We start from the raw sequence: 22330 nt of genomic DNA, 5'->3' as shown, positions 1-22330 counted from the left end.
ATCAGATGGAAGTCAAAGTACCCGATATCGGTGATTTCTCCGACGTCCCCGTTCTCACCGTTCTGGTCTCTGTCGGCGACACGGTCGCCGCAGAGGACCCGCTGATCGAGCTGGAAAGCGACAAGGCGACGATGGAAGTGCCGTCGCCCGCCGCCGGCAAGGTCACGGAAATCAAGGTCGCCGAGGGTGACAAGGTCTCCGAAGGGTCGGTCATCATGGTGCTGGAAAGCGCCGATGGCGAGGAGGACAAGCCCGCCCCGGCCTCCGAGCCGGGGCCGCGCGCCGCCGAAGACAGCGCCCCCAAGGCCGTCGAAGCCACCGGCAGCGCCTCTGGCAAGGGCGACATTCACGCCGAGGTGGTCGTTCTGGGCTCCGGCCCGGGCGGCTACACGGCGGCCTTCCGCGCCGCCGACCTGGGCAAGAAGGTGGTGATGATCGAGAAATATCCCTCGCTCGGCGGGGTCTGCCTGAACGTCGGCTGTATCCCGTCGAAGGCGCTCTTGCACGTTGCCAAGGTGATCACCGAGGCCGAGGAGATGGGCGCGCATGGCGTGTCCTTCTCCAAGCCCGAGGTCGATCTCGACGAGTTGCGCGCCTTCAAGGACAAGGTGGTCGGCCAACTCACCGGCGGGCTGAAAGGCCTCTCCAAGGGCCGCAAGGTCGAGGTGGTGCAGGGCTATGGCAAGTTCACCGGCCCCAACATGATCGCCGTCGAAGGCGACGATGGCACCAAGACCGTGTCGTTCGATCAATGCATCATCGCCGCCGGCTCGGAACCGGTGAACCTGCCGTTCATTCCGCATGACGACGAGCGGGTAATCGACTCGACCGGCGCGCTCGAGCTGAAGGATATCCCGAAACGGATGCTGGTTCTGGGCGGCGGCATCATCGGTCTGGAGATGGCCTGTGTCTACGATGCGCTGGGCTCCAAGATCACGGTCGTCGAGCTGATGGACCAGATCATCCCTGGCGCCGACAAGGACATCGTCAAACCGCTGCACAAGCGGATCGAGGGCCGCTACGAAAACATCATGCTCAAGACCAAGGTGACGGATGTGAAAGCCCAGAAGAACGGGCTGAAGGTCACCTTCGAGAACGAGAAGGGCGAAGAGAGCGCCGGTATTTTCGACAAGGTGCTTGTCGCCGTGGGGCGCAAGCCCAATGGCAAGCTGATCGACGCCGAGAAGGCCGGTGTCGCGGTCGATGATCGCGGCTTCATCGCGGTCGATGCCCAGCAGCGCACCGGTGTGAACCACATCTTTGCCATCGGCGATGTGGTGGGCCAGCCGATGCTGGCGCACAAGGCAGTGCATGAAGGCAAGGTCGCGGCCGAGGTCTGTGCCGGCCAGAACCGGCATTTCGACGCCCGGCTCATTCCTTCGGTGGCCTATACCGACCCGGAAGTGGCCTGGGCCGGCATGACCGAGACCGAGGCCAAGGCGCGCGGCGTGAAATACGAAAAGGGCGTCTTCCCCTGGGCGGCCTCGGGCAAGGCGCTGTCGAACGGGCGCTCCGAAGGCATGACCAAGCTGCTGTTTGATCCCGAGGACGACCGGATCATCGGCGGGCTGATCGTCGGCACCAATGCCGGCGACCTGATCTCCGAGGTGGCGCTGGCGATCGAGATGGGGGCGGATGCGGTCGACCTCGGCCACACCATCCACCCGCACCCGACGCTCAGCGAGACGGTGAACTTTGCCGCCGAGATGTTCGAAGGCACGATCACCGACCTGATGCCGCCGAAGAAGAAAAAGAAGCACTGAGCGTGCCTCTGTAGGAAAGCGAAAGGACCGGGCTGCGCGCCCGGTCCTTTTTTGTTGCCACGCGGCTCTGGAAGGAAAAGCGCCCCGGACATGATCCGGGGCCACGTGAGTGCGATGCGCAGGGGAGGTCCCGGGTCAGGCCCGGGACGGGCAGGGGATCAGGCGACGTTTTCCAGCTTGGTTTTCGGCGTCACACCCAGGGCGAAACAGACATCGCGGGTCAGTTCCGGCCGGTTCAGCGTGTAGAAATGCAGCGCGTCGACGCCTTCGCTCACCAGCGTGTCGCACATTTCGGTGCAAAGCGCGGTGGCCAGAAGATCTTGACGATCATCCCGCAGGGCTTTGTCAAAGGCATCCTCGAGCCAGGCCGGCACCGGCGTGCCGCAGCCCTTGGCGAATTTGCGCACGCCTTTCCAGTTCTCGATCGGCAGGATCCCCGGCACGACCGGCGCGGTGATGCCGGCGGCCGCACAGCGGTCGCGGAAGCGCAGGAAGGTTTCGGCCTCGAAGAAGAACTGCGTGAGCGCCTCGTCTGCACCGGCGTCGAGCTTGCGCTTGAGCCAGTCGATATCGGCCTGATCATCTGCCGCCTCGGGGTGGCGGTCGGGATAGGCGCCGACGCGGATGGTGAAATCGCCGCTGTCCTTGAGCGCCGCAATCAGCTCGCAGCTGTCGGCAAAGCCCTCCGCATGGGGCACGAACCGGTCGACGCCTTTCGGCGGATCGCCCCGCAGCGCGACGATGTCATTCACCCCTGCCTTGGCGAATTCGCCGGCAATGCCAAGGGTTTCCTCGCGGCTGGCATCGACGCACGTGAGATGCGCCGCAACCTTGAGGCCGGAGGATTTGTGCAGCGTCGACACCGCATCGCGGGTCAGTTCGCGGGTGGTGCCACCGGCACCATAGGTGACCGAGACAAAGCGCGGTTCCAGCGGGGCCAGCACCTGAACCGTGTCCCAGAGCCGGAAGGAGGCTTCGAGATCACGCGGCGGGAAGAATTCGAATGATACGGCGGGAGCACTCATGGGTTACGATTCCTGTCAAAGTTTCCTCCTTGTCGCAAATGCGCGCATGTGAGACAAACTCATAAATCTCATCACCATTATGAGCTGGACCATAGGATGCACATCGAGTTTCGCCATCTGCGCACCATCAAGGCCATTCACGAGGCCGGCGGGCTGGCACGCGCGGCCGATCAGCTCAACATCACGCAATCGGCGCTGAGCCATCAGATCAAGGGGCTCGAGGATCAGGCCGGGGTCGAGCTCTTCGTGCGGCGCTCGAAGCCGATGAAGCTTTCGGCGGCGGGGCTGCGGCTGTTGCGTGCGGCCGAGCGTATCCTGCCGGAAATCGAGAAGTTGCAGGACGAGTTTTCGGGGCTGCGCGATGGCAAATCCGGGCGGCTGCACATCGCCATCGAATGCCACGCCTGCTTCGAATGGCTGTTTCCGGTGCTCGAGGCCTTTCGCAAATCCTGGCCCGATGTCGATGTCGATATCCGCCCGGGCCTGGCTTTCGATGCGCTGCCGGCCTTGCAGAAGGAAGAGGTCGATCTGGTGGTCTCCTCCGATCCAGAGAGCCTGCCGCATGTGGAGTTTTCCGAGCTTTTCGACTATGCGCCGGTCTTCGTCGCCTCCAAGGATCACCCGCTGGCGGCGAAATCTTATGTCGACGCCGAGGATTTTCGCGGGCAGACCCTGATCACCTATCCGGTCGAACGCACCCGTCTCGACGTTTTCAGCCAGCTGCTGATCCCCGCGCGGGTCGAGCCGGCGGCAGTGCGCCAGGCCGAGCTGACGGCGGTGATCCTGCTGCTGGTGGCGTCAAATCGCGGCATTTCGGTGCTGCCCGATTGGGTGGTGCGCGAGGTGAAATACAATTCCGATTACGTCACCCGGCCGCTGACGAAAAACGGACTGACCCGCACGCTTTATGCCGCCACGCGCTCCGAGGACGTGGACAAGCCCTACATGCAGGAACTGATTGCGCTCGCCCGGTCCGAGGCGGCGCGGCTCCAGGCGGCCTGAGAAAACAGGGCCTTGGGCAAGGAGGCCCGGCAAAAGGCCGAGGAGAGACCCCTCAAGCCCGGCCGGGCTTTCCTTGCAGTTTTTGGAGGATCAAACCAGCTTGAGATCGGCCGCCATCTGGCGCCCGTCGCGGCCATCTTCCAGCGCGTATTCCACCTTCTGATTGTCCGCCAGCCCGGTCAGACCGGACCGCTGCACGGCTGAAATATGAACGAAAACGTCCTTGCCGCCTTCGCTCGGTTCGATGAATCCATAACCTTTTGTGGTGTTGAACCACTTCACGGTGCCCGTCGGCATGTCCGCGTCTCCTTCAATCTTGCCTTGCCGGAGGTGTCCAGACCTCCGGGTCTTGTCCGTCACAGCCGCCTTTCATGCCCCCCGGGCCCGAGAAACCCCGCCCCCAATCGCCTGATTGTCGAAAGTCACGTAGGGGCAAGGATTGCACGCCTTTGTAAAAAATCAAGAACAAGCACTGGCCGCGCCGCGCTTGCGTGATAATTTGCGGAAAAATCCCGGAGGCCTCGATGCAGCTATTTGGACTGAAAACCTGTGACACCTGCCGCAAGGCGCTGAAAGCCTTGCCGAATGCAGAGTTTGTTGATGTCCGCGCCGAGGGCGTGCCGGCCGAGGTGCTGCGCCGCGCAATTGGGCAGTTCGGCGAAAAAGTGATCAACACCCGTTCCACCACCTGGCGTGGATTGTCCGAAACAGAGCGTTCGGCGCCGCCGGAAACGCTTCTGGCCACACATCCGACGCTGATGAAACGGCCGCTGATCGTCGAGGGCGACCGGATGTATCTTGGCTGGACCAAGGAGGTTCAGTCCGAGCTGGCAGGCTAGGGGGAAGACCGCCGCCGAATTCCCGGCTTGGAACCGTGGCGGCGATTGCCTACCTCGACATCAGGCAACATCAGGAGACTCCATGCGCAATGCAGCATCGACCCTGGGCGTGATCGGCGGCATCATCGCCATGATCGTCGGGTTTTTCAGCTACGGCTATACCGAGGTCGTCGACCGCTATGGCGAGATCGAGGGGCTGGCGCGGCAGTTCTCCAATGTCGAGCTGATCCGCGCCGCGGCCGTTCTTTCGCCGCTGCTCGCGATTGCCGGCGGGGCCATGGCCAAGGCGCGCGCGCTCTGGGGCGGGGTGCTGATGCTGCTGGCCTGCGGGCTGATGTATGTGGCCTATGGGTTCAACGTCGGCACCATGTTTCCGATCGCCTTTACCGGGCTGGGCGGTGTGCTGGCGCTGCTCGCCGGCAAACCCGACGAACCCAAGGCGCATTTCTGACCGATGGCGGTGTCCTACCCTAGGATCGGCGCGCTGGCGGTGGTGCTTGACGGCGACAGCGTGCTGCTTGTACGCCGCGCCGCGCACAAGCCCGACGCCGGGCTCTGGGGGTTTCCCGGCGGCCATGTGGAACCGGGCGAAACCGTCCATGCCGCCGCCGCGCGCGAGCTGCTGGAAGAAACCTGCCTCCGCGCCACGCCGGTGGAAACCCTCACCCATCTCGACCTGATCCGCCATGACGCCGAGGGTACGCTGCTCTTTCACTACCTTCTGGTCGCCGTGCGCTGTGCCACCCCGGTCGGAACGCTTGCCGCCTGCGACGATGCCGCCGAGGCCGCCTGGCACCCCGTCGATCACGTGTTGCGCGGCGCGCTGCCGCTCAGCCGAGATGTCGATACCGTGCTGCGCCGGGCGCTGGAGCGTTGAGCGATGTGCGTGGTTTCGCCGATCCCGCGGCGCGGGGCTGGAGCCGCGCCGGCGAATGCACTACCTCACCCGGCAACGAAGGAGAATTGACATGCGTTATCTGATTGTGACCTGCCTCGCGCTCTTGCCCGGCGCCACGCTCGCTGCCAATCCCGACTGCGAGGTGATGGGCGGCATCGTCGACAAGATCGTCGCCGAACGGGTCGAGGGCACCGAGATGAAGGCCGCGATGGAGACCGTTGCCGCCGATTACACCGGCGATCAGGAACGGTTTGTCGGTACCATCCCGCATCTGACGGATTGGGTCTACAACGGCCTGCCGGAAGAGCATCTGACTGCCGAGGCCGGGCAGGCTTTTGCCACCCAGTGCGCGGCACAGTAACCGGGCGGACTCGACTCTTCGCGCGGCAGGGCCAATATAAGACCCCATGAGCCTGCCCCCCGGATTCCTCGATGAACTGCGCACCCGCCTGTCGCTTGTCGACGTGGTCGGCCGCAAGGTCATGTGGGATGCCCGCAAGAGCAATCAGGGCAAGGGCGACATGTGGGCGCCTTGCCCCTTTCACCACGAAAAAAGCGCGTCTTTCCATGTGGATGACCGCAAGGGCTTTTACTATTGCTTTGGCTGCCACGCCAAGGGCGACGCGATTTCCTTTGTTCGCGAGACAGAGAATGTCGGTTTCATGGAGGCGGTGGAAATCCTGGCCGGCGAGGCTGGCCTGCCGATGCCCGCCCGCGACCCGCAGGCTCAGCAGAAGGCCGACCGCCGTACCGTCCTGAGCGAGGTGATGGAGCAGGCGGTGCAATTCTTCCGGCTGCAACTGCGCACCGGGGCGGCGGGGGCGGCGCGCGCCTACCTCGACCGGCGCGGACTGGCACCGGCCACCCTCGAACGCTTCGAGATCGGCTTTGCCCCCGACAGCTGGCAGGGCCTCTGGGATCACCTGCGCGCCAAGGATGTGTCGGAAGAGCTGATCCTTGCCGCCGGCTTGGCGCGGCCCAGCCAGAAGGGCGGGCGGCCTTATGACACCTTTCGCGGCCGCATCATCTTTCCGATCCGCGATGCGCGGGGCCGGGCGATTGCCTTTGGTGGCCGGGCGATGGACCCCAACGACAACGCCAAATACCTGAACTCGCCGGAAACCGAGCTCTTCGACAAGAGCCGCAACCTCTACAACATCGGCCCCGCCCGCGAGGCCTGTGGCAAGGGGCTGCCGCTGATTGTCGCCGAAGGCTACATGGATGTGATCGCGCTGGTCGAGGCCGGTTTCGGCGGGGCGGTGGCGCCGCTTGGCACCGCGGTGACCGAAGAGCAGCTGCGGCTGATGTGGCGGATGGCGGACGAGCCGATCATCGCGCTCGACGGGGACACCGCCGGCCTGCGCGCTGCGCATCGGGTGATCGACCTGGCGCTGCCGCTGCTCGAGGCCGGCAAATCGCTGCGGTTCGCGCTGATGCCGGAAGGGCAGGATCCTGACGATCTGCTGCGCGCCAAGGGGGCCAAGGCGGTGCAGGCGCTGCTCGATCAGGCGCTGCCGATGGTGCAGCTGCTGTGGCGGCGCGAAACCGAAGGCAAGGTGCTCGACAGCCCCGAGCGCAAGGCAGCGCTGGACAAGGCGTTGCGCGAAAAGATCACCCGGATCACCGATCCTTCGATCCGAAGCCATTACGGCCAGGAAATCAAGGAATTGCGCTGGCAGCTGTTCTCGGCTGGCCGACGCAAGCCGGCACCGGGCCAGAAGCGCCCGCCATGGAAGCCCGGCCAGAAACGCTGGGCCCCGCCAGAGCCGCCGCGCGCCGGCACCAAGGCTTCGCTTCTGGCTGCCGCCGACGAGGCCGCCTTTACCGCGATGCGCGAGGCGGTGATCCTTGCTGCCGCGATCCGCACCCCGGCGGTGGTGCAGAAATTCGAACATGCCCTGGAGAACCTCGACTGCGCGACCCCCGAACATGCCCGCCTGCGCGATCTGATCCTGCGCCATGCCGAGCGTGGCGCCGAGGCGCTTTGTGAAGAAATCGAACATGCCCTGGGTCATGATGCCCTTGAAAATCTGCTCGCCATGCGCCATGTGGCAATCATCCCGTGCATCCGCAAACCCGGCGATATCGATCTGGCCCGCATGACATTGGCTGAAGAATTCGCAAAACTCACCGCGCATCACGGATTGCAGGCCGAGATCGAAGAGGCCGCCGAAGACCTGGGTCACGTGTCCGACGAAGCGGTGACATGGCGGTTGGGGCAGGCGGCCGAGGCGCGCAACCGCGCCGCGTCGGGCTCGCAGGAAGACAACACGGAATATGACACCGGACCCAATGGCGCGCGAATCAATCGGGACGAACGCAACAGACTGAACGCCCTTCTCGACCAGATCGCGCATGCCAAACCGCGCAAATGATGCGGTTTGGAGAGGAAATTGTAGATAATTCGGCGTAGAACGCTGCACGAATCGCTCAGATTCGTTAATGATTCGGATAAGCGAATCACCCGCGCCGCAAACAGGAGCCCCCGCATGGCCGCCAAAGACACCGACGATCAGAAGACCGACGCCCCAGAAGACGTGTCCCTCGACATGAGCCAGGCGGCGGTCAAGAAGATGATCGGCGAAGCGCGCGAGCGTGGATATATCACCTACGACCAGCTGAATTCGGTGCTGCCGCCCGATCAGGTCTCGTCCGACCAGATCGAGGACGTGATGTCGATGCTGTCGGAGATGGGCATCCAGGTCACCGAAGAAGACGAAGACGCCGAGGAAGACGACAACAAGGGCGCGACCGATCTGGTCGAGACCAAGAAGCCGGGCGAAGTTGCGCTCTCTTCCGGCGGCACCGAAAAGCTGGACCGGACCGACGACCCGGTGCGCATGTACCTGCGCGAAATGGGCTCGGTCGAACTGCTCTCGCGCGAGGGTGAGATCGCGATTGCCAAGCGCATCGAGGCCGGCCGCAAGACCATGATCGCCGGGCTCTGCGAAAGCCCGCTGACCTTTCAGGCGATCACCATCTGGCGCGACGAACTTCTCTCGGAAGACATTCTGCTGCGCGACGTGATCGATCTCGAAACCACCTTCTCGGGCCAGCTCGACGAAGAAGGCGGGGTCGAGGAGCCGGTGGTCGAGGCCGCCAATGTCGCGACCGCGCCGAAAAAGGACACCGGCCCCGAGCTCGACGCCGACGGCAATCCGATCGCCAAGGACGACGACGAGGACGAGGACGAGCAGGCCAACATGTCGCTGGCCGCGATGGAAACCGCGCTCAAGCCGCAGGTTCTCGAAACGCTCGACCGCATCGCCGAGGATTACGCCCGCCTGTCGGAAATGCAGGACAGCCGGATTTCCGCCACGCTGAACGAAGATGGCACGTTCTCGGCGGATGAAGAGGCGATCTATCAGCAACTTCGGTCCGAGATCGTCGAACTGGTCAACGAGCTGCACCTGCACAACAACCGGATCGAGGCGCTGATCGACCAGCTCTACGGCATCAACCGCCGGATCATGTCGATCGACAGCTCGATCGTGAAACTGGCCGACCAGGCGCGCATCAACCGGCGCGAATTCGTCGAGGCCTATCGCGGCTACGAGCTCGATCCCTCCTGGCTCGAGCGGATGGCCGAAAAGCCCGGTCGCGGCTGGCAGATGTTCATCGAACGCTCGGCCGACAAGGTCGAGGAATACCGCACCGAAATGGCGCAGGTCGGCCAATATGTCGGTCTCGACATTCCCGAATTCCGCCGCATCGTCGGCCAGGTGCAGAAGGGCGAGAAAGAGGCCCGCCAGGCCAAGAAGGAAATGGTCGAGGCGAACCTGCGTCTGGTGATCTCGATTGCCAAGAAGTACACCAACCGCGGGCTGCAATTCCTTGATCTCATTCAGGAAGGCAACATCGGCCTGATGAAGGCCGTCGACAAGTTCGAATACCGCCGCGGCTACAAGTTCTCGACCTACGCCACCTGGTGGATCCGTCAGGCGATCACCCGGTCGATCGCCGATCAGGCGCGCACCATCCGTATCCCGGTGCACATGATCGAGACGATCAACAAGCTGGTGCGCACCGGCCGCCAGATGCTGCACGAGATCGGCCGCGAACCGACGCCCGAGGAACTGGCCGAGAAGCTGCAAATGCCGCTCGAAAAGGTCCGCAAGGTGATGAAGATCGCCAAGGAGCCGATCTCGCTGGAGACCCCCATCGGCGACGAGGAAGACAGCCAGCTTGGCGACTTCATCGAGGACAAGAACGCCGTCCTGCCGCTCGACAGCGCCATTCAGGAGAACCTGAAGGAAACCACCACCCGCGTGCTGTCGTCGCTGACGCCGCGCGAGGAACGGGTGCTGCGGATGCGATTTGGCATCGGCATGAACACCGACCACACGCTGGAAGAGGTCGGCCAGCAGTTCTCGGTCACCCGCGAACGGATCCGTCAGATCGAAGCGAAAGCGCTGCGCAAGCTCAAGCACCCGAGCCGGTCGCGCAAGTTGCGTTCGTTCCTCGATCAGTAACCCCCGCGGGCTGCACGGTTCCGCCGTGCGCCCCGTTTCCCCGGTGCAAATCCACCGCGCACCGCAAGCCCCGTAGGGTGCGCAGTTCCTGCGCACCGTCTCGGCCCGCACAAGAGGAGCGCAGCTTATGTCCCTATTCAAGAAACTCTTTGGCGGCGGCAGCGGCGCGGGCGCGGCCAAATCCGACCCCGAGCCCGAAGATTACAACGGCTTTCTGATCTATCCGCAGCCGGACAAGCAATCCGGCGGCTACCGCATCGGTGCCCGGATCGAAAAGGAAATCGGCGGCGAATTGCGCCGTCATGACCTGATCCGCGCCGACATTGTTTCCGACCCGGAAGAGGCCGAGCGGATGTCGCTGCTCAAGGCCCGGCAGGTGATCGACGAACAGGGCGACCGGCTCTTCGGCTGAGCAGGGGCCAATATCGCGTCCTCATGACCATTGACCGGGCGGCAGGTTCCGGGCCAGGCTGAGACCTGCCGTGCCCGGAGGTCGCCTGATGTTCAGATCCCTTGCCCTTGCTGCCATCTGCCTGCCTATGGGCGCCGCGGCCGCCTGTTACGGCGATGCCGGCACGCCGTTGTTTCACTGCACGGTCGAGGGCGGCAAGACCGAGATCCGGGTCTGCCTGCAGGACAGCGCGGCCTATTATGCCTATGGCCCGCCGGGGCGGGCGCCGGATATCGTCTTTTCGCGCCATGTACAGGATATCCACATGACGCCCTGGCCCGGGATCAGCCGGACCTATTGGGAAGAGCTGGCCTTTGCCAACGGCGCTTTCGAATACCGCATTCATCACAGCTTCGACCGCAATGGCGAGCTGCCGCAGGACGGGACGCTCACGGTCACCCGCAACGGTTTGCAGATCGCCGAGCTGACCTGTGCCGCCGGCACGATATTAACCGCCGATTTCTCGCCGCTGTTCGACGCCAAGGAGGAAAGCGGCCAGTGCTGGAACTTCGACACCCGAAGCTGGGGCCGCTGCCCCTAATCGGCATGTGTCCGGCCCAGCACCGCGCGGCCGATGATCCGGTCGAGCGAGAGCGCGCCGCCGCCCTTGATCACCAGCACCAGCAAGAGGAACATCCAGAGCGCCCGCTGATCGAGGATCGCCGCATCGGGCACCCGGTCGAACCATGTGCCGAAAGTCTCGGGGTGGTTGATGCCGCCATGGCCATAGAGGTCCGTCAGGCTCTGCACCGCGACAAATCCGATCATGCCGAGCGCCGCCAGCCGGGTGGCCAGCCCCAGCAGGATCATCAGCGGCAGCAGGAATTCGGCCCACATGCCGGCGACCACCACCAGCCAGTGAAAGGCGCCGAGCTGGCTGACGTCATATGTCACCGCCTCCATGGCCTTGGGAAAGATCTGCGCATAGGCGCCGGTCGAGGGTTGGAACAGGCCGAGAAACCCGTCCCCCACCTTGGTCAGTGCCGAGTTCCAGAAATAGACCAGCAGAACCGCGGCAAAGACAAGCCGCGCCAGCAGCGGCAAGAGGCTGTCAAACGCGCGCTCTATAGCGTCGGAGATCATGTCATGGAGGTTTATGAGCGCGGTCATGGCGTGCCTTTCTTCAAGTCTGTCAATGCGTTGCCCGAGAGAAGCAGGCTCAGGACCGCGCCCAGATCAAACTCCGGGGTCTGGTCAAGCGCGGCTTCATAGGCCTGGCCCAGGGTGTTGTCGGCGCGCAGCGCGGCGAGGAACGTGGCGCCGCCGTCGGGCAGGGCATGGGGCACCGGGTCGAACTCGGGCCGCAGGATCAGCGCGTCTTCGGCCACCGGGGCGGGTTTGGGGCTGTCGGGCACCATGTTGAACCGCCAGATCGAGACCACCGGGAAACGCGAACGCAGCAACCGCACGGTGGGGGCCAATTGCAATCGCAGTGCCATCAGCGCCTCGGGATCGAGCGCCAGCGCCTCGGCGGCCAGCGGCGCGGCATCGGCGGCGTGATAGCTCTCTCGCAAGGCGAACTCCAATCGCGCCACATCGCCCAGATAGGGATATTTCGCCAGCGGTTCGAAACCGTCGAGAAAGCCGCCGAAGCCGGAGCCGTAATACATCATGCGGGGCGAGCGGGGCGGTTCGGCGCGCAGGTAACGTGCGGCGACAGCCTTGAAATTGGCCTCGCCCAGGAGCTTGGCCACCGCCGGAAAGCCGGTCGCCAGAGCCTCGCCCAGCGAGGTGGCGATATTGTTGCGATAGACGTCATAGCGGCGCCCGGCGGGCCGCCCGGAGCCATCGACCAGCCCCTGCGGCAATGGCGTGGCGCCATCGAGCAGGGCCTGCCGGAACGCGCCCTCGGTGGTCATGCGGGCACCTGTGCCAGCGCGTCGGCGGCGCGCTGTGCCTCGTCGCGCAGCACCGGCCAGTCGGGTACGTCATTGTCCCATTCCACCAGCAGCGGCCGCGGCCCCGACCGGGCCAGGGTATGGTCGAGCAGCGCCCAGACCGGATCGACGACCGCGCGGCCATGGCTGTCGATCAAGAGCGGCGCGCCGTGGTCGTCTTCATCCTCGTCATGGCCACCAAGGTGAATTTCGCCGACGCGGGCCAGCGGAAAGGCATCGATATAGCCCTGCGGCGAAAACCCGAGGTTGGTGGCCGAGACAAAGACGTTGTTCACATCGAGCAAAAGGCCGCAGCCGGTGCGCCGGGCGACCTCGTCCAGAAAGGCGGGTTCCTCCCATGTGCTTTCGGTGAAGGCGAGGTAGGAAGAGGGGTTTTCCAGCAACATCTGCCGGCCGAGGCTGTCCTGCACCTGATCGATATGGGCGCAGATACGGGCCAGCGTGGCCTTGGTGTAGGGCAGCGGCAGCAGGTCGTTGAGGAAATGGCTGTCATGGGTGGACCAGGCCAGATGTTCGGAGAAGCTGGCCGGTTGCAGCCAGTCGCACAGCCGTTTCAGCCGCGCCAGATGATCGCGGTCCAACGCGCCTTCACCGCCGATCGACAGGCCCACGCCATGCACCGAAATGGCAAAGCGTTCGCTCAGGGCGCGGAGCTGGGCCAGCGGCCGGCCGCCATCACCCATGTAGTTCTCGGCATGGATTTCCAGCCAGTCCACTGGCGCGGCATCGGCAAGGATCGCGCTATAGTGCTGCGGCTTGTAGCCCACGCCGGGGGCGGCGGGCAGAGCATCGAAGTGACGGCTGGCGTCGGGCATGGACATGTCCCTTCAAACGGGGGGTGGGCAATTCTGCCCACCCCCATCATAGCATGGAATGGTGACAGATCAGCCTTGCGGCAGATCGCGCTCGAGCGCCTCGAGCGAGCCCATGCGCGCCGAGCCATCGGCCATCGCCGGAAGCTCGATCTCGGTGCAGGTGCCGGCATCGACCAGCGTCCAGGCGTTGCCCTGGTAGTCATTGACCGAGGTGCCGGCGCAGGTGGTGCCGGGGCCTGCGGCACAGTCGTTCTGACCGGCCAGCGAAACGCCGAAGCATTTTTCTTTTTCCTGCGCGGTGGCGGTGGTGGTTTGCGCGGCCAGAGCGGCTGCAACTGCACCTGCGACGGCAACGGTTTTCACGAATTTCGACATTGATACATCCCTTTTGGTCTTTGGTTCCAAGTATTTGGTCCAATGCCACCCCTGCGGCGGCTGACCCAAGACTAAGGCCATGCCCGGCCCGCGATCACTTCACAGGCCTGTGGATCACGGATGCGTAATCACCTGTCAGACGGGCGTGATGCCGCATCTGCGCAATCATGGAAAAAATCGTTTGAAAACAGTCGGGGCGCCACATGAATTGTGACGCCCCGCAAGGGTCCAGCGCTGGAATGTTACAAATGCGCCGCTCTCCGCGCAAAAGACCTGGCCGCTGATCACGGCGCAGTTGCCGGATGTTACAATCCCTGTGCCGCCTTATGCCGCGTCTTCGCCGCCAAGGTCGGGCGGCAGCGCATCCTTGGCCAGCGCCGTGATCACCTCGTCGACCGATTTCACCTCGGTGCGTTTCTCGCCAAGCCGGCGCACGGTGACCGTCCGCTCCTCGACCTCGCGCGCACCGACGGCCAGGATCACCGGCACTTTGCCCAGCGAATGCTCGCGGACCTTGTAATTGATCTTCTCGTTGCGGATGTCGGCCTCGGCGCGCACGCCTTTGGCCTGCAAGTCCGCCACCACCTCGTTCACGTAGTCATCGGCGTCCGAGATGATCGAGGCGACCACCACCTGCCGCGGTGCCAGCCAGAACGGCAGCTTGCCTTCCCAGTTCTCGATCAGGATACCGATGAAGCGCTCGAAGGAGCCGAGGCAGGCGCGGTGCAGCATATAGGGCCGGTGCTTGTCGCCATCGGCGGCGATATAGCTGGCGCCCAGCCGCTCCGGCAGGTTGGGATCGACCTGGAAGGTGCCGCATTGCCAGACCCGGCCGATCGCGTCGGTCAGGTAGAAGTCGAGCTTCGGCCCATAGAAGGCGCCGTCGCCCGGCTCGAGCGTGTAGTCGCGGCCCACCGCCTTGATCGCGTTCTCCAGCGCGCCCTCGACGTAATCCCAGCTCTCGTCGCTGCCGACGCGTTTCTCGGGCCGGGTGGCGAACTTGATCTCGAACTCGGGGAAACCCAGCTCTTCGTAGACATTGGCGAGGAAGTCGATGAACTTGGCGCATTCCTCCTGAATCTGCTCTTCGGTGCAGAAGATATGCGCGTCATCCTGGGTAAAGCCGCGCACCCGCATGATGCCATGCAGCGCGCCCGAGGGCTCGAACCGCGCGCAGGAACCGAATTCGGCCAGTCGCAGCGGCAGGTCGCGATAGGACTTGAGTCCCTGGTTGAACACCTGCACGTGGCAGGGGCAGTTCATCGGCTTCAGCGCGTTGATCCGGGTCTGGCCCTTGTCCTTGACCGCCGCATCATCGGTTTCGCCGTCGCGGCTCTCGTCCACCTCGACCACGAACATGTGGTGCTGGTACTTGTCCCAGTGCCCCGAGGCTTCCCAGAGCTTGCGGTCGACCACCTGCGGCGTGTTGATCTCGCGGTAGCCGCCGACGCGCTGCTTGCGGCGCATGTAGTCCTGCAACTGGGTATAGATGGTCCAGCCGTCGGGATGCCAGAACACCTGGCCCGGCGCTTCCTCCTGCATGTGGAACAGGTCCATCTCGCGGCCCAGCTTGCGGTGATCGCGCTTTTCCGCCTCTTCGAGGAAGTTGAGGTATTTGCGCAGGTCTTCCTTGTTCTGGAAACCGACGCCATAGATCCGCTGCAACATCTGCCGGTTGCTGTCGCCGCGCCAATAGGCCCCGGCCACGCTCATCAGCTTGAAGCCGTCCGCCGGCACCTGGCCGGTGTGTTGCAAATGCGGGCCACGGCAGAGGTCTTGCCAATCGCCGTGCCAATACATGCGCAGCGGCTCGTCGCCTGGAATGGCCTCGATCAGCTCGACCTTGTAGGGCTCGCCGTTGTCCTCGTAATGCTTGACCGCGCGCGCCCGCTCCCAGACCTCGGTGCGGACCGGATCGCGGCTGTTGATGATCTCGCGCATCTTCTTTTCGATCTCGCCGAGGTCTTCGGGGGTGAACGGCTCTTGCCGGTCGAAGTCGTAATACCAGCCGTTCTCGATCACCGGGCCGATGGTGACCTTCACGTCGGGCCAGATTTCCTGCACCGCGCGGGCCATGATATGCGCCAGGTCGTGGCGGATCAGCTCGAGCGCCGGGGCGGCGTCTTTCATGGTGTTGATCGCGATCTGCGCATCGCTTTCGATGGGCCACTGCAAATCCCAATGCTTGCCGTCGACACTGGCCGAAATGGCCTTCTTGGCGAGCGATTTGGAAATGTCGGCAGCCACATCCGCAGGGGTCACGCCAGCCTCGAAGCTGCGTGCATTGCCATCGGGGAAAGTCAGGGAGATTTGAGCCATATCGGCCTCCTCGTCGGTTTGGCGCCTACAAAACGCCCGGTTGCGGGTATGTGGTCAGCGCGATGTGACCTCTGAGCCGGCGCATGTCAAGCGCCAAGCCCGATCCATCGATGGAACGGCGACCGGAATTTGACCGGGCCGGGCCGGGCGCTAGAACCTTGCGGGCAGAGTCCCAGCGTGGAGCCAGGCCCATATCCGAGCACCTTTTTCACCGCATCTCCGGCGAGACCACCGACAACCGCGAAGCCCGCAACGGGCTGCGCCATGTGGTGGCGCTGACCGCCAGCAAGCTGTCGGACGGGTTGATCGACCCCAAGTTGATCCTGTCCTGGCTGCTCACCTCACTGGGCGCGCCGGCCCTTCTGGTCGGGCTTCTGGTGCCGATCCGCGAGGCCGGGGCGCTCCTGCCGCAAATCCTGTTGTCGGGCTGGTTGCGCCGGCTGCGCTATCGCAAACGCTTTTGGGCTGTCGGCGCCATGGGGCAGGGGGCATCGGCGGCGCTGATCGTGCTGGCGGCGCTGAGCCTCACCGGCTGGGCCGCCGGGCTGGCGATCTGCGCCGCGCTGGCGGCGCTGGCGGTGTCACGGGCGGCCTGTTCGGTGAGCTACAAGGATGTGCTGGGCAAGACAGTCGCCAAATCCCGCCGCGGCGCGGTCACCGGCGCGGCCGGCAGCATCTCGGCCGCCGGGGTGATCCTGCTGGGCGTGCTGCTGCTCACCGGCGTGCTGCGCAGCGAAACTGCGGTATTGATGGCCATCGCGCTGGCGGCCGGCCTCTGGCTGGCGGCGGCGGCGCTGATGCTGCGGCTCGAGGAAGCGCCGAGCGACCCCGACGGCGCCGCGCGGCCGGAGCTCGCGCCGCTGTGGCAGGACCGGCAATTGCAGCTCTTCATCCTGGTGCGCGGCCTTCTGGTGCCCACCGCGCTGGCGCCGCCCTATTTCGTGCTGCTCGCCGCCCGCCAAGGCAATCTCGAGCTCAGGGGGCTGGGCGTCCTGGTGCTGGTCTCGGCGCTGGCCTCCTTCGTCAGCTCTTATGTCTGGGGCCGGCTGGCCGATTGGTCGAGCCGCCGGGTGCTGATGCTGACCGGCCTGCTGGGCGCGGCGGCGATGCTGGCGGCGGTGCTGGCGGTCTGGCTCGGGCTGGGCGACACCCCCTGGGCCCTGCCGCTGGCCCTGTTTGCGCTGATGCTGGCCTATCACGGCGTGCGGCAGGGCCGGTCGATCTATCTTGTCGACATGTCCCCGCCGGAAAGCCGCGCCACCTATGCGGCGCTGGCCAACACTGCCATCGGCACCTTGCTGCTGGTGGCTGGTGCGATCGGCGGGCTGGCGGCGCTGATCGGCCCCTCGGTCTCGCTGATCGGCTTTGCCGCGCTCTGCGTCGCGGCCAGCTTTGCCGCGCTCTGGCTGAAAGAGGTGGAGGAATAGGGCGTTGCCCTCCGATCGTCGCACAGTCAATATCGCCGCGACACGACCAAACCGGAGCCCCGCATGACCGCGCCTGAGACCCTGACCACGACCCAAGGCCGCCAGATCGCCTATCACAAGACCGGGGGCGACGGGCCCTGCGTGGTCTTTCTCGGTGGTTTCAAATCCGACATGGCCGGCACCAAGGCGGTCTGGCTCGAGGACTGGTGCCGCGACCGGGGCCGGGCCTACCTGCGGTTTGACTATTCCGGCCATGGCGTCAGCTCGGGCAGGTTTGACGAGGGTTGCATCGGCGATTGGGCCGAGGATACCGAAGCAGTGATCCGCGCCACCTGCGAGGGGCCGCTGGTGCTGGTCGGCTCGTCGATGGGGGGCTGGATTTCGCTGCTGATGTCGCAGCGCCTCGATACCGTCGCGGGCCTTGTCACCATCGCCGCCGCGCCGGATTTCACCGAAGACGGCTATTGGGCCAGCTTCACCGAAGCGCAGCGCGCGCAGGTGATGGAGCAGGGTTATTATGATGCGCCGTCGGACTACGGCGCGCCCTATCGGATCACCCGCCGGCTGATCGAGGATGGGCGCAACCATCTGGTCCTGCGGACGCCGCTGGCGCTGCCCTTTCCGGTGCGCTGCGTGCAGGGCACCGAGGACAAGGCCGTCAGCCGCGCGACCGCGCTGCGCCTGCTCGATCATGCCGACAGCCCCGACATGGCCCTGACCCTGCTGAAAGGCGCCGATCACAGCTTTTCCGCGCCCGATTGCCTGCCGCTGATCGCGCGGGCGATCGAAGAGGTGAGCTGAGGCCTCAGACGCCGATTTCCGGCCCGAGGCACATCATCGGCTCGTCATTTTGCCGCGCCTCGTACAGCTCGGTGCTTTCCGGGTCATCCTCGAACCGTGCCACCAGGCCGTCTGCGCCGCGGCGAAACGACCAACATTGGGGGTCGGGCGAATCCTCGTAGACAAAGCAGATCATGCCGCGGCTGTCCTCGTACCATTCGCCCTCGCGGCAGCGGCCATCGAGGAAAGACCAGCGCACCTGCCGGTTCTCCATGTATTCCTCGACCCCGTAGTCGCGGCCGTTAGAGCGGAAATAGAGCGTTTTGCCGGTGGTATAGGCCTCGAACTCCGACGCCGACATCTGCGCGACGGCCGGTGTGGCAAGAGCAAGGGCAACGGCGATCAGCGCATGTCTCATCATGCGGCCAATCTGACAGGAGCGCGCGGCGCGGGGCAAGTCACAAATCTGCGGGACGGCTGCGCCAGCGTTCGGCCAGAGGATCCATGATCTGCCGCCATTTCGCCGGCCAGAGCGCGATCAGCGCCATCACCGGCAGCGAATGCGGCAGGGTGGGCATCCGCGTCTCGTCGAGCCGCAACCCGGGGTAGGCCACGCCGGGGCGGCTGTGGTGATCGGAATGGCGCGGCGCGTTCAGCATCAGCGCCGAGGAACACCAATGCGGCGTGTTCCAGCTGTGGCGCGGGCCGCAGGGTTCGGGTTTGCCATCGGCGCCGCGGCTGCGGGGCAGGCCGTAGTGCTGGACGTAATCGGTGATCATCAGCTGGCTCTGCACATAGGCCGCGAGGGCCAGATGCGCCAGCACACCGGGCAGGCCGGCCAGACCGGCCGACACCGCCAGCGCGAGCAGGCTGATCCCGGCATAGATCGCGAAAGGATGCGGCCCGGACTTGCCGGCGCGGGCGCGACGGGCGGTTTCGGCCGCCTTGCCGGCGCGATATTCGCCGCGCCAGACCCGCCAGATATAGCGGTAGAAGCTTTCCCGTCCGCGTGGCGAATTGGGGTCTTTCGCCGTGCCCACATGCACATGATGCACCAGCGGATGGGCCGAGGCATGATGGCCGTAGAGCACCGAGGCATAGACCGCCACGCCAAGCCGCCGCAGCCGCCGGTCGGCGCGATGGATCAGCTCATGGGCGTTCGAATTGCCGACCTGCCCGAGAAACAGCCCGAAGGCCAGGTAGGCCGCGGCCCGTTCCGGCCACGTGGCGCCGGTCTGGCCCGCCACCACCAGAACGGCCAGCGCCAGCAGCGGAAAATGGATCAGCCCCAGCGCTGCCGAAAGCGTGGTGCCGGCCGGAAAGGCAGTGCCGGGATCGCCCGGCGCCGCCAGCCCCCCCAGCCGGTCGAGCGCAAAGACCAGCAGCGTCAGATAGGCCAGCGCCAGCCAGATCCAGACACCGCCCCAGCCAGCCGCCGCCAGAAGCAGCAAGACAGGGGCAAGAGTGGTGGCGGCAAAGCGGGTCACGGTCGAAATCCTTGTCGTGTCTGACGTCCATATAGGAAGATTTGGTTTCCGATAGGACAATTCATGAAATTATCAGGGCAGCCGGCAACGCGAAAGACAGGCGAGACGTCGCATTTGGCCTCGCAAGGGGCTGTCGGGCTTTCTAAAGTCGCCGCAAGTCAGGGAAGGAAGCAATATGGCACTCGACGATCGCAAGGGCGTCTGGAAATCCGGCCGCGGCAAGGGGCGGCGCACGCCCAAGGGCCGGCAATTCGACGATCAGGCCTTGGCCGAGGTGCAGGCGCTGCTGGGCGACAGGCCGCGCCGCCGCGATCTCCTGATCGAGTTCCTGCATCTGATCCAGGACGCCCATGGCCATCTCTCGGCGGCGCATCTGCGCGCGCTCTGCGAAGAGATGAAGCTGCCGATGGCCGAGGTCTGGGAAGTGGCGACCTTCTATGCCCATTTCGACCCGCTGCGCGAAGACGATACGCCGCCGCCGGCGCTGACCATCCGGGTCTGCGATTCGCTCTCCTGCGAGCTGGCCGGGGCCGAGGCGCTGCGCACCGCGCTGGAAGAGGGGCTCGACCCCGGCGAAGTCCGCGTGCTGCGCGCGCCCTGCATGGGCCGCTGCGACACCGCGCCGGTGCTGGAGCTGGGGCACAGCCATATCGATCATGCCGATGTCGACAAGGTTCAGGCTGCGATTGCAGCCGGCGACACCCATGCGCATATCCCCGGATATCAGGCGCTTGCCGCCTATCGTGAAGGTGGCGGATACAATGCGCTTGCCGAATTGCGCACCTCGGGCGACTGGGAAGAGGTGCAGGAAAAGATCCTGGCCTCCGGCCTGCGCGGGTTGGGCGGCGCCGGGTTCCCCTCGGGCAAGAAATGGGGGTTCGTGCGTGGCAATCCCGGCCCCCGCTACCTCGCCGTCAACGGCGACGAGGGTGAGCCCGGCACCCTCAAGGACCGCTATTATCTCGAGCGGGAACCACATGTTTTCCTTGAGGGAATGCTGATCGCCGCCTGGGCGGTCGAAGCCGAGACCTGTTTCATCTACATGCGCGACGAATATCCGGCGGTGCTGGAGATCCTGCGCCGCGAGATCGCCGCGCTGGAAGCGGCCGGCATCGTGCGCCCTGGCTATATCGATCTGCGGCGCGGCGCCGGGGCCTATATCTGCGGCGAGGAAAGCGCGATGATCGAAAGCATCGAGGGCAAACGCGGCTTGCCGCGCCACCGGCCGCCCTATGTGGCCCAGGTCGGCGTCTTCGACCGGCCGACGCTGGTGCATAACGTCGAAACCCTGCACTGGGTCGCGCGGGTCTGTCGCGAAGGGCCCGAGATCCTCTCGGGTGTCGAATTGAACGGCCGCAAGGGGCTGCGCTCCTATTCGGTGTCGGGCCGGGTGAAGCGGCCCGGCGTGCATCTGCTGCCGGCGGGCTCGACCATCACCGATATCATCGACGCGGCGGGCGGCATGCTCGACGGCCACAGCTTCAAGGCCTATCAGCCCGGCGGGCCGTCCTCGGGCCTGCTGCCGGCCTCGATGGATGACATTCCGCTGGATTTCGACACCTTGCAGCCGCATGGCAGCTTTATCGGCTCGGCGGCGGTGGTGGTGCTTTCGGATCACGACAGCGCGCGGGCGGCCGCGCTCAACATGCTGCGCTTTTTCGAGGATGAGAGCTGCGGACAATGCACCCCCTGCCGGGTCGGCTGTGAAAAGGCGGTCAAGCTGATGCAGGCGGAGAGCTGGGATCAGGGGCTCTTGGAAGAAGTCAGCCAGGCGATGGCCGATGCCTCGATCTGCGGGCTGGGGCAGGCGGCGCCCAATCCGATCCGGCTGGTGATGAAACATTTCCCCGACGAGATCTGAGGCCCGGGCGAGCCCTCGCAGGCTCAGTAATTCTTGTAGACCGCGCAGGAGCAGCCGCGCCTGCGGGCGTCGCGGCAGATCGCTTCCGCGGCGTCACGATCCATCCGGCTGACCCGCGCCATCCAGTAGCCGGGCCGGCCGCGCACGCGGTTTTCCACAAAGACCAGATCGGGGCTGCGGCCCACCACCTCGCGACAGACCCGAGTGACCCGGTCGAAATTGGCGCGGGCGCGTTCCCGGCTGTTGCCAAAGGCCAGCTGCGCGCCCCATTTTCCCAGCTTCGGGGTCGGGCGCAGCCTTGGGCGCAGGCTGGGCAGCGCCGCAGCGGTCAGCGCAGGATCGACCGAGCCGGCCTCGGGCAGGGGCGGAAGCTCGGGCAGCGGCTCGCCCCGGCGTCCGGCGATCAGTTCGCGGCAGGCGGTGGCGAAATCGGCCTCGGCTGCCAGGCGGAACTCGGGCCATTCCTGCGGGTTGTTTCGCCAGTACTCCGGGGTTTCTCCGGTGGTGAGAATGACGAAATCGACATGCGCCGGCACAATGCCTTCGCCCGCCAGGTAACGCTCGACCAGAGCGGCGCCGCCGGACAGCGCCAGGGCGGCGAGGCCGGGATTGCCAAAACGCTCCTGAAGCCCGGCAAGCTGACCGGCGGTGGCGGGGATGGCCAGGCCGGCGGTCATCTCGCCGCGTTCCCAGAGCACCCGGGCGAGGAAGGCGGGGGCCAGCCCCACGGCGCCGGCCACCTCGGCGATACGGGCGCAGGCCGCGGCACCCTTGGGCGCCGCAGACGCGGGCGGAGGCAGGAGGATCAGAAGACAACACAACAGGATCGCGGGCCGCATGAGGCCAATGTGTGGCGGCGGTGATTCAAGTCAACCAGACCTTTCGCTGCTGACATGAAAGTTATAGGTGAAACACAAA

At 65.2% G+C, this 22330-nt stretch carries 23 protein-coding genes; 13 read left to right on the top strand and 10 right to left on the bottom strand.

All coding sequences use genetic code 11. The features are described from left to right. Positions 1-5 precede the first annotated feature (5 nt). The gene (lpdA, locus tag AC0J5K_RS11995; RefSeq protein WP_048530540.1) at positions 6-1763 is read left to right on the top strand and encodes a dihydrolipoyl dehydrogenase; all 1758 of its coding nucleotides are present in this window, start codon (positions 6-8) and stop codon (positions 1761-1763) included. Between the two features lie 158 nt (positions 1764-1921). On the opposite strand, the gene metF is transcribed toward lpdA, so the two are convergent. Next, positions 1922-2788 (bottom strand): methylenetetrahydrofolate reductase [NAD(P)H], encoded by an 867-nt coding sequence (gene metF, locus AC0J5K_RS11990; protein WP_274562606.1) that lies wholly within the window; start codon positions 2786-2788, stop codon positions 1922-1924. Positions 2789-2884: 96 nt separating this feature from the next. Here metF and AC0J5K_RS11985 point away from each other — a divergent pair, with 96 nt between their 5' ends. Next, on the top strand, positions 2885-3790 hold the full coding sequence (locus tag AC0J5K_RS11985; protein ID WP_048530543.1) for a LysR family transcriptional regulator: 906 nt from the start codon (positions 2885-2887) through the stop codon (positions 3788-3790). A gap of 90 nt (positions 3791-3880) precedes the next feature. Here the strand turns inward: AC0J5K_RS11985 and AC0J5K_RS11980 are convergent, their stop codons facing one another. After that, positions 3881-4087, bottom strand: coding sequence for a cold-shock protein (locus tag AC0J5K_RS11980; RefSeq protein WP_048530545.1), 207 nt, complete (start codon positions 4085-4087; stop codon positions 3881-3883). 227 nt (positions 4088-4314) lie between these two features. Between AC0J5K_RS11980 and AC0J5K_RS11975 the strand changes: the two genes are divergently transcribed. From AC0J5K_RS11975 to AC0J5K_RS11940, 8 genes are all read left to right on the top strand, one after another. Next, a complete protein-coding gene (locus AC0J5K_RS11975; RefSeq protein WP_274562613.1) occupies positions 4315-4629 on the top strand; it encodes an arsenate reductase family protein in 315 nt (104 codons plus the stop codon). 82 nt (positions 4630-4711) lie between these two features. After that, positions 4712-5080 carry a hypothetical protein gene (locus AC0J5K_RS11970; RefSeq protein WP_048530549.1) on the top strand — a complete coding sequence of 123 codons (369 nt, stop codon included), beginning with the start codon at positions 4712-4714 and terminating at the stop codon, positions 5078-5080. A gap of 3 nt (positions 5081-5083) precedes the next feature. Further along, a complete protein-coding gene (locus AC0J5K_RS11965; protein WP_274562615.1) occupies positions 5084-5506 on the top strand; it encodes an NUDIX hydrolase in 423 nt (140 codons plus the stop codon). A gap of 91 nt (positions 5507-5597) precedes the next feature. Then, positions 5598-5888 (top strand): hypothetical protein, encoded by a 291-nt coding sequence (locus tag AC0J5K_RS11960; protein ID WP_274562617.1) that lies wholly within the window; start codon positions 5598-5600, stop codon positions 5886-5888. Positions 5889-5934: 46 nt separating this feature from the next. Next, on the top strand, positions 5935-7902 hold the full coding sequence (dnaG, locus tag AC0J5K_RS11955) for a DNA primase (RefSeq protein WP_074835376.1): 1968 nt from the start codon (positions 5935-5937) through the stop codon (positions 7900-7902). A 114-nt stretch (positions 7903-8016) separates the two neighbouring features. Next, on the top strand, positions 8017-9999 hold the full coding sequence (rpoD, locus tag AC0J5K_RS11950) for an RNA polymerase sigma factor RpoD (protein WP_048530556.1): 1983 nt from the start codon (positions 8017-8019) through the stop codon (positions 9997-9999). A 127-nt stretch (positions 10000-10126) separates the two neighbouring features. After that, positions 10127-10411 (top strand): HlyU family transcriptional regulator, encoded by a 285-nt coding sequence (locus AC0J5K_RS11945; protein WP_074835374.1) that lies wholly within the window; start codon positions 10127-10129, stop codon positions 10409-10411. Positions 10412-10499: 88 nt separating this feature from the next. Then, entirely contained in the window at positions 10500-10991 is a 492-nt protein-coding gene (locus tag AC0J5K_RS11940) for a hypothetical protein (protein WP_274562623.1), read from the top strand. On the opposite strand, the gene AC0J5K_RS11935 is transcribed toward AC0J5K_RS11940, so the two are convergent. From AC0J5K_RS11935 to thrS, 5 genes are all read right to left on the bottom strand, one after another. Beyond that, positions 10988-11560, bottom strand: a complete 573-nt coding sequence (locus tag AC0J5K_RS11935; RefSeq protein WP_074835371.1) for a DoxX family membrane protein — start codon at positions 11558-11560, stop codon at positions 10988-10990. The two genes, AC0J5K_RS11940 and AC0J5K_RS11935, sit on opposite strands and share 4 nt — an antisense overlap. Next, complete coding sequence (locus AC0J5K_RS11930) at positions 11557-12309, bottom strand: HvfC/BufC N-terminal domain-containing protein (protein ID WP_274562626.1); 753 nt, start codon at positions 12307-12309, stop codon at positions 11557-11559. Before AC0J5K_RS11930 ends, AC0J5K_RS11935 begins: the two co-directional genes overlap by 4 nt. Beyond that, positions 12306-13163 (bottom strand): MNIO family bufferin maturase, encoded by an 858-nt coding sequence (bufB, locus tag AC0J5K_RS11925; protein ID WP_048533703.1) that lies wholly within the window; start codon positions 13161-13163, stop codon positions 12306-12308. Before bufB ends, AC0J5K_RS11930 begins: the two co-directional genes overlap by 4 nt. Positions 13164-13232: 69 nt before the next feature. Next, a complete protein-coding gene (locus AC0J5K_RS11920; protein WP_048530564.1) occupies positions 13233-13538 on the bottom strand; it encodes a BufA1 family periplasmic bufferin-type metallophore in 306 nt (101 codons plus the stop codon). A gap of 324 nt (positions 13539-13862) precedes the next feature. Next, the gene (gene thrS / locus AC0J5K_RS11915; protein ID WP_074835366.1) at positions 13863-15857 is read right to left on the bottom strand and encodes a threonine--tRNA ligase; all 1995 of its coding nucleotides are present in this window, start codon (positions 15855-15857) and stop codon (positions 13863-13865) included. A gap of 83 nt (positions 15858-15940) precedes the next feature. On the opposite strand from thrS, the gene AC0J5K_RS11910 reads away from it, so the two are divergent. Together AC0J5K_RS11910 and AC0J5K_RS11905 are read left to right on the top strand one after the other, a co-directional pair. Beyond that, positions 15941-17284, top strand: coding sequence for an MFS transporter (locus tag AC0J5K_RS11910; protein WP_274562633.1), 1344 nt, complete (start codon positions 15941-15943; stop codon positions 17282-17284). A 63-nt stretch (positions 17285-17347) separates the two neighbouring features. Continuing rightward, entirely contained in the window at positions 17348-18085 is a 738-nt protein-coding gene (locus AC0J5K_RS11905) for an alpha/beta fold hydrolase (RefSeq protein WP_048530567.1), read from the top strand. A gap of 4 nt (positions 18086-18089) precedes the next feature. Here the strand turns inward: AC0J5K_RS11905 and AC0J5K_RS11900 are convergent, their stop codons facing one another. Both AC0J5K_RS11900 and AC0J5K_RS11895 read right to left on the bottom strand, forming a co-directional pair. Further along, entirely contained in the window at positions 18090-18482 is a 393-nt protein-coding gene (locus tag AC0J5K_RS11900; RefSeq protein WP_048533705.1) for a hypothetical protein, read from the bottom strand. A 40-nt stretch (positions 18483-18522) separates the two neighbouring features. Further along, complete coding sequence (locus tag AC0J5K_RS11895; RefSeq protein WP_074835364.1) at positions 18523-19551, bottom strand: alkane 1-monooxygenase; 1029 nt, start codon at positions 19549-19551, stop codon at positions 18523-18525. A gap of 175 nt (positions 19552-19726) precedes the next feature. Between AC0J5K_RS11895 and AC0J5K_RS11890 the strand changes: the two genes are divergently transcribed. Next, the gene (locus tag AC0J5K_RS11890) at positions 19727-21412 is read left to right on the top strand and encodes an NAD(P)H-dependent oxidoreductase subunit E (protein WP_074835362.1); all 1686 of its coding nucleotides are present in this window, start codon (positions 19727-19729) and stop codon (positions 21410-21412) included. A gap of 23 nt (positions 21413-21435) precedes the next feature. Here AC0J5K_RS11890 and AC0J5K_RS11885 read toward each other — a convergent pair whose 3' ends face one another. Next, positions 21436-22251, bottom strand: a complete 816-nt coding sequence (locus tag AC0J5K_RS11885; protein ID WP_274562642.1) for a hypothetical protein — start codon at positions 22249-22251, stop codon at positions 21436-21438. Positions 22252-22330 lie beyond the last annotated feature (79 nt).

Source organism: Marinovum sp. E3, from assembly GCF_055755275.1.
This window is presented reverse-complemented; position numbering and strand designations above follow the sequence as displayed.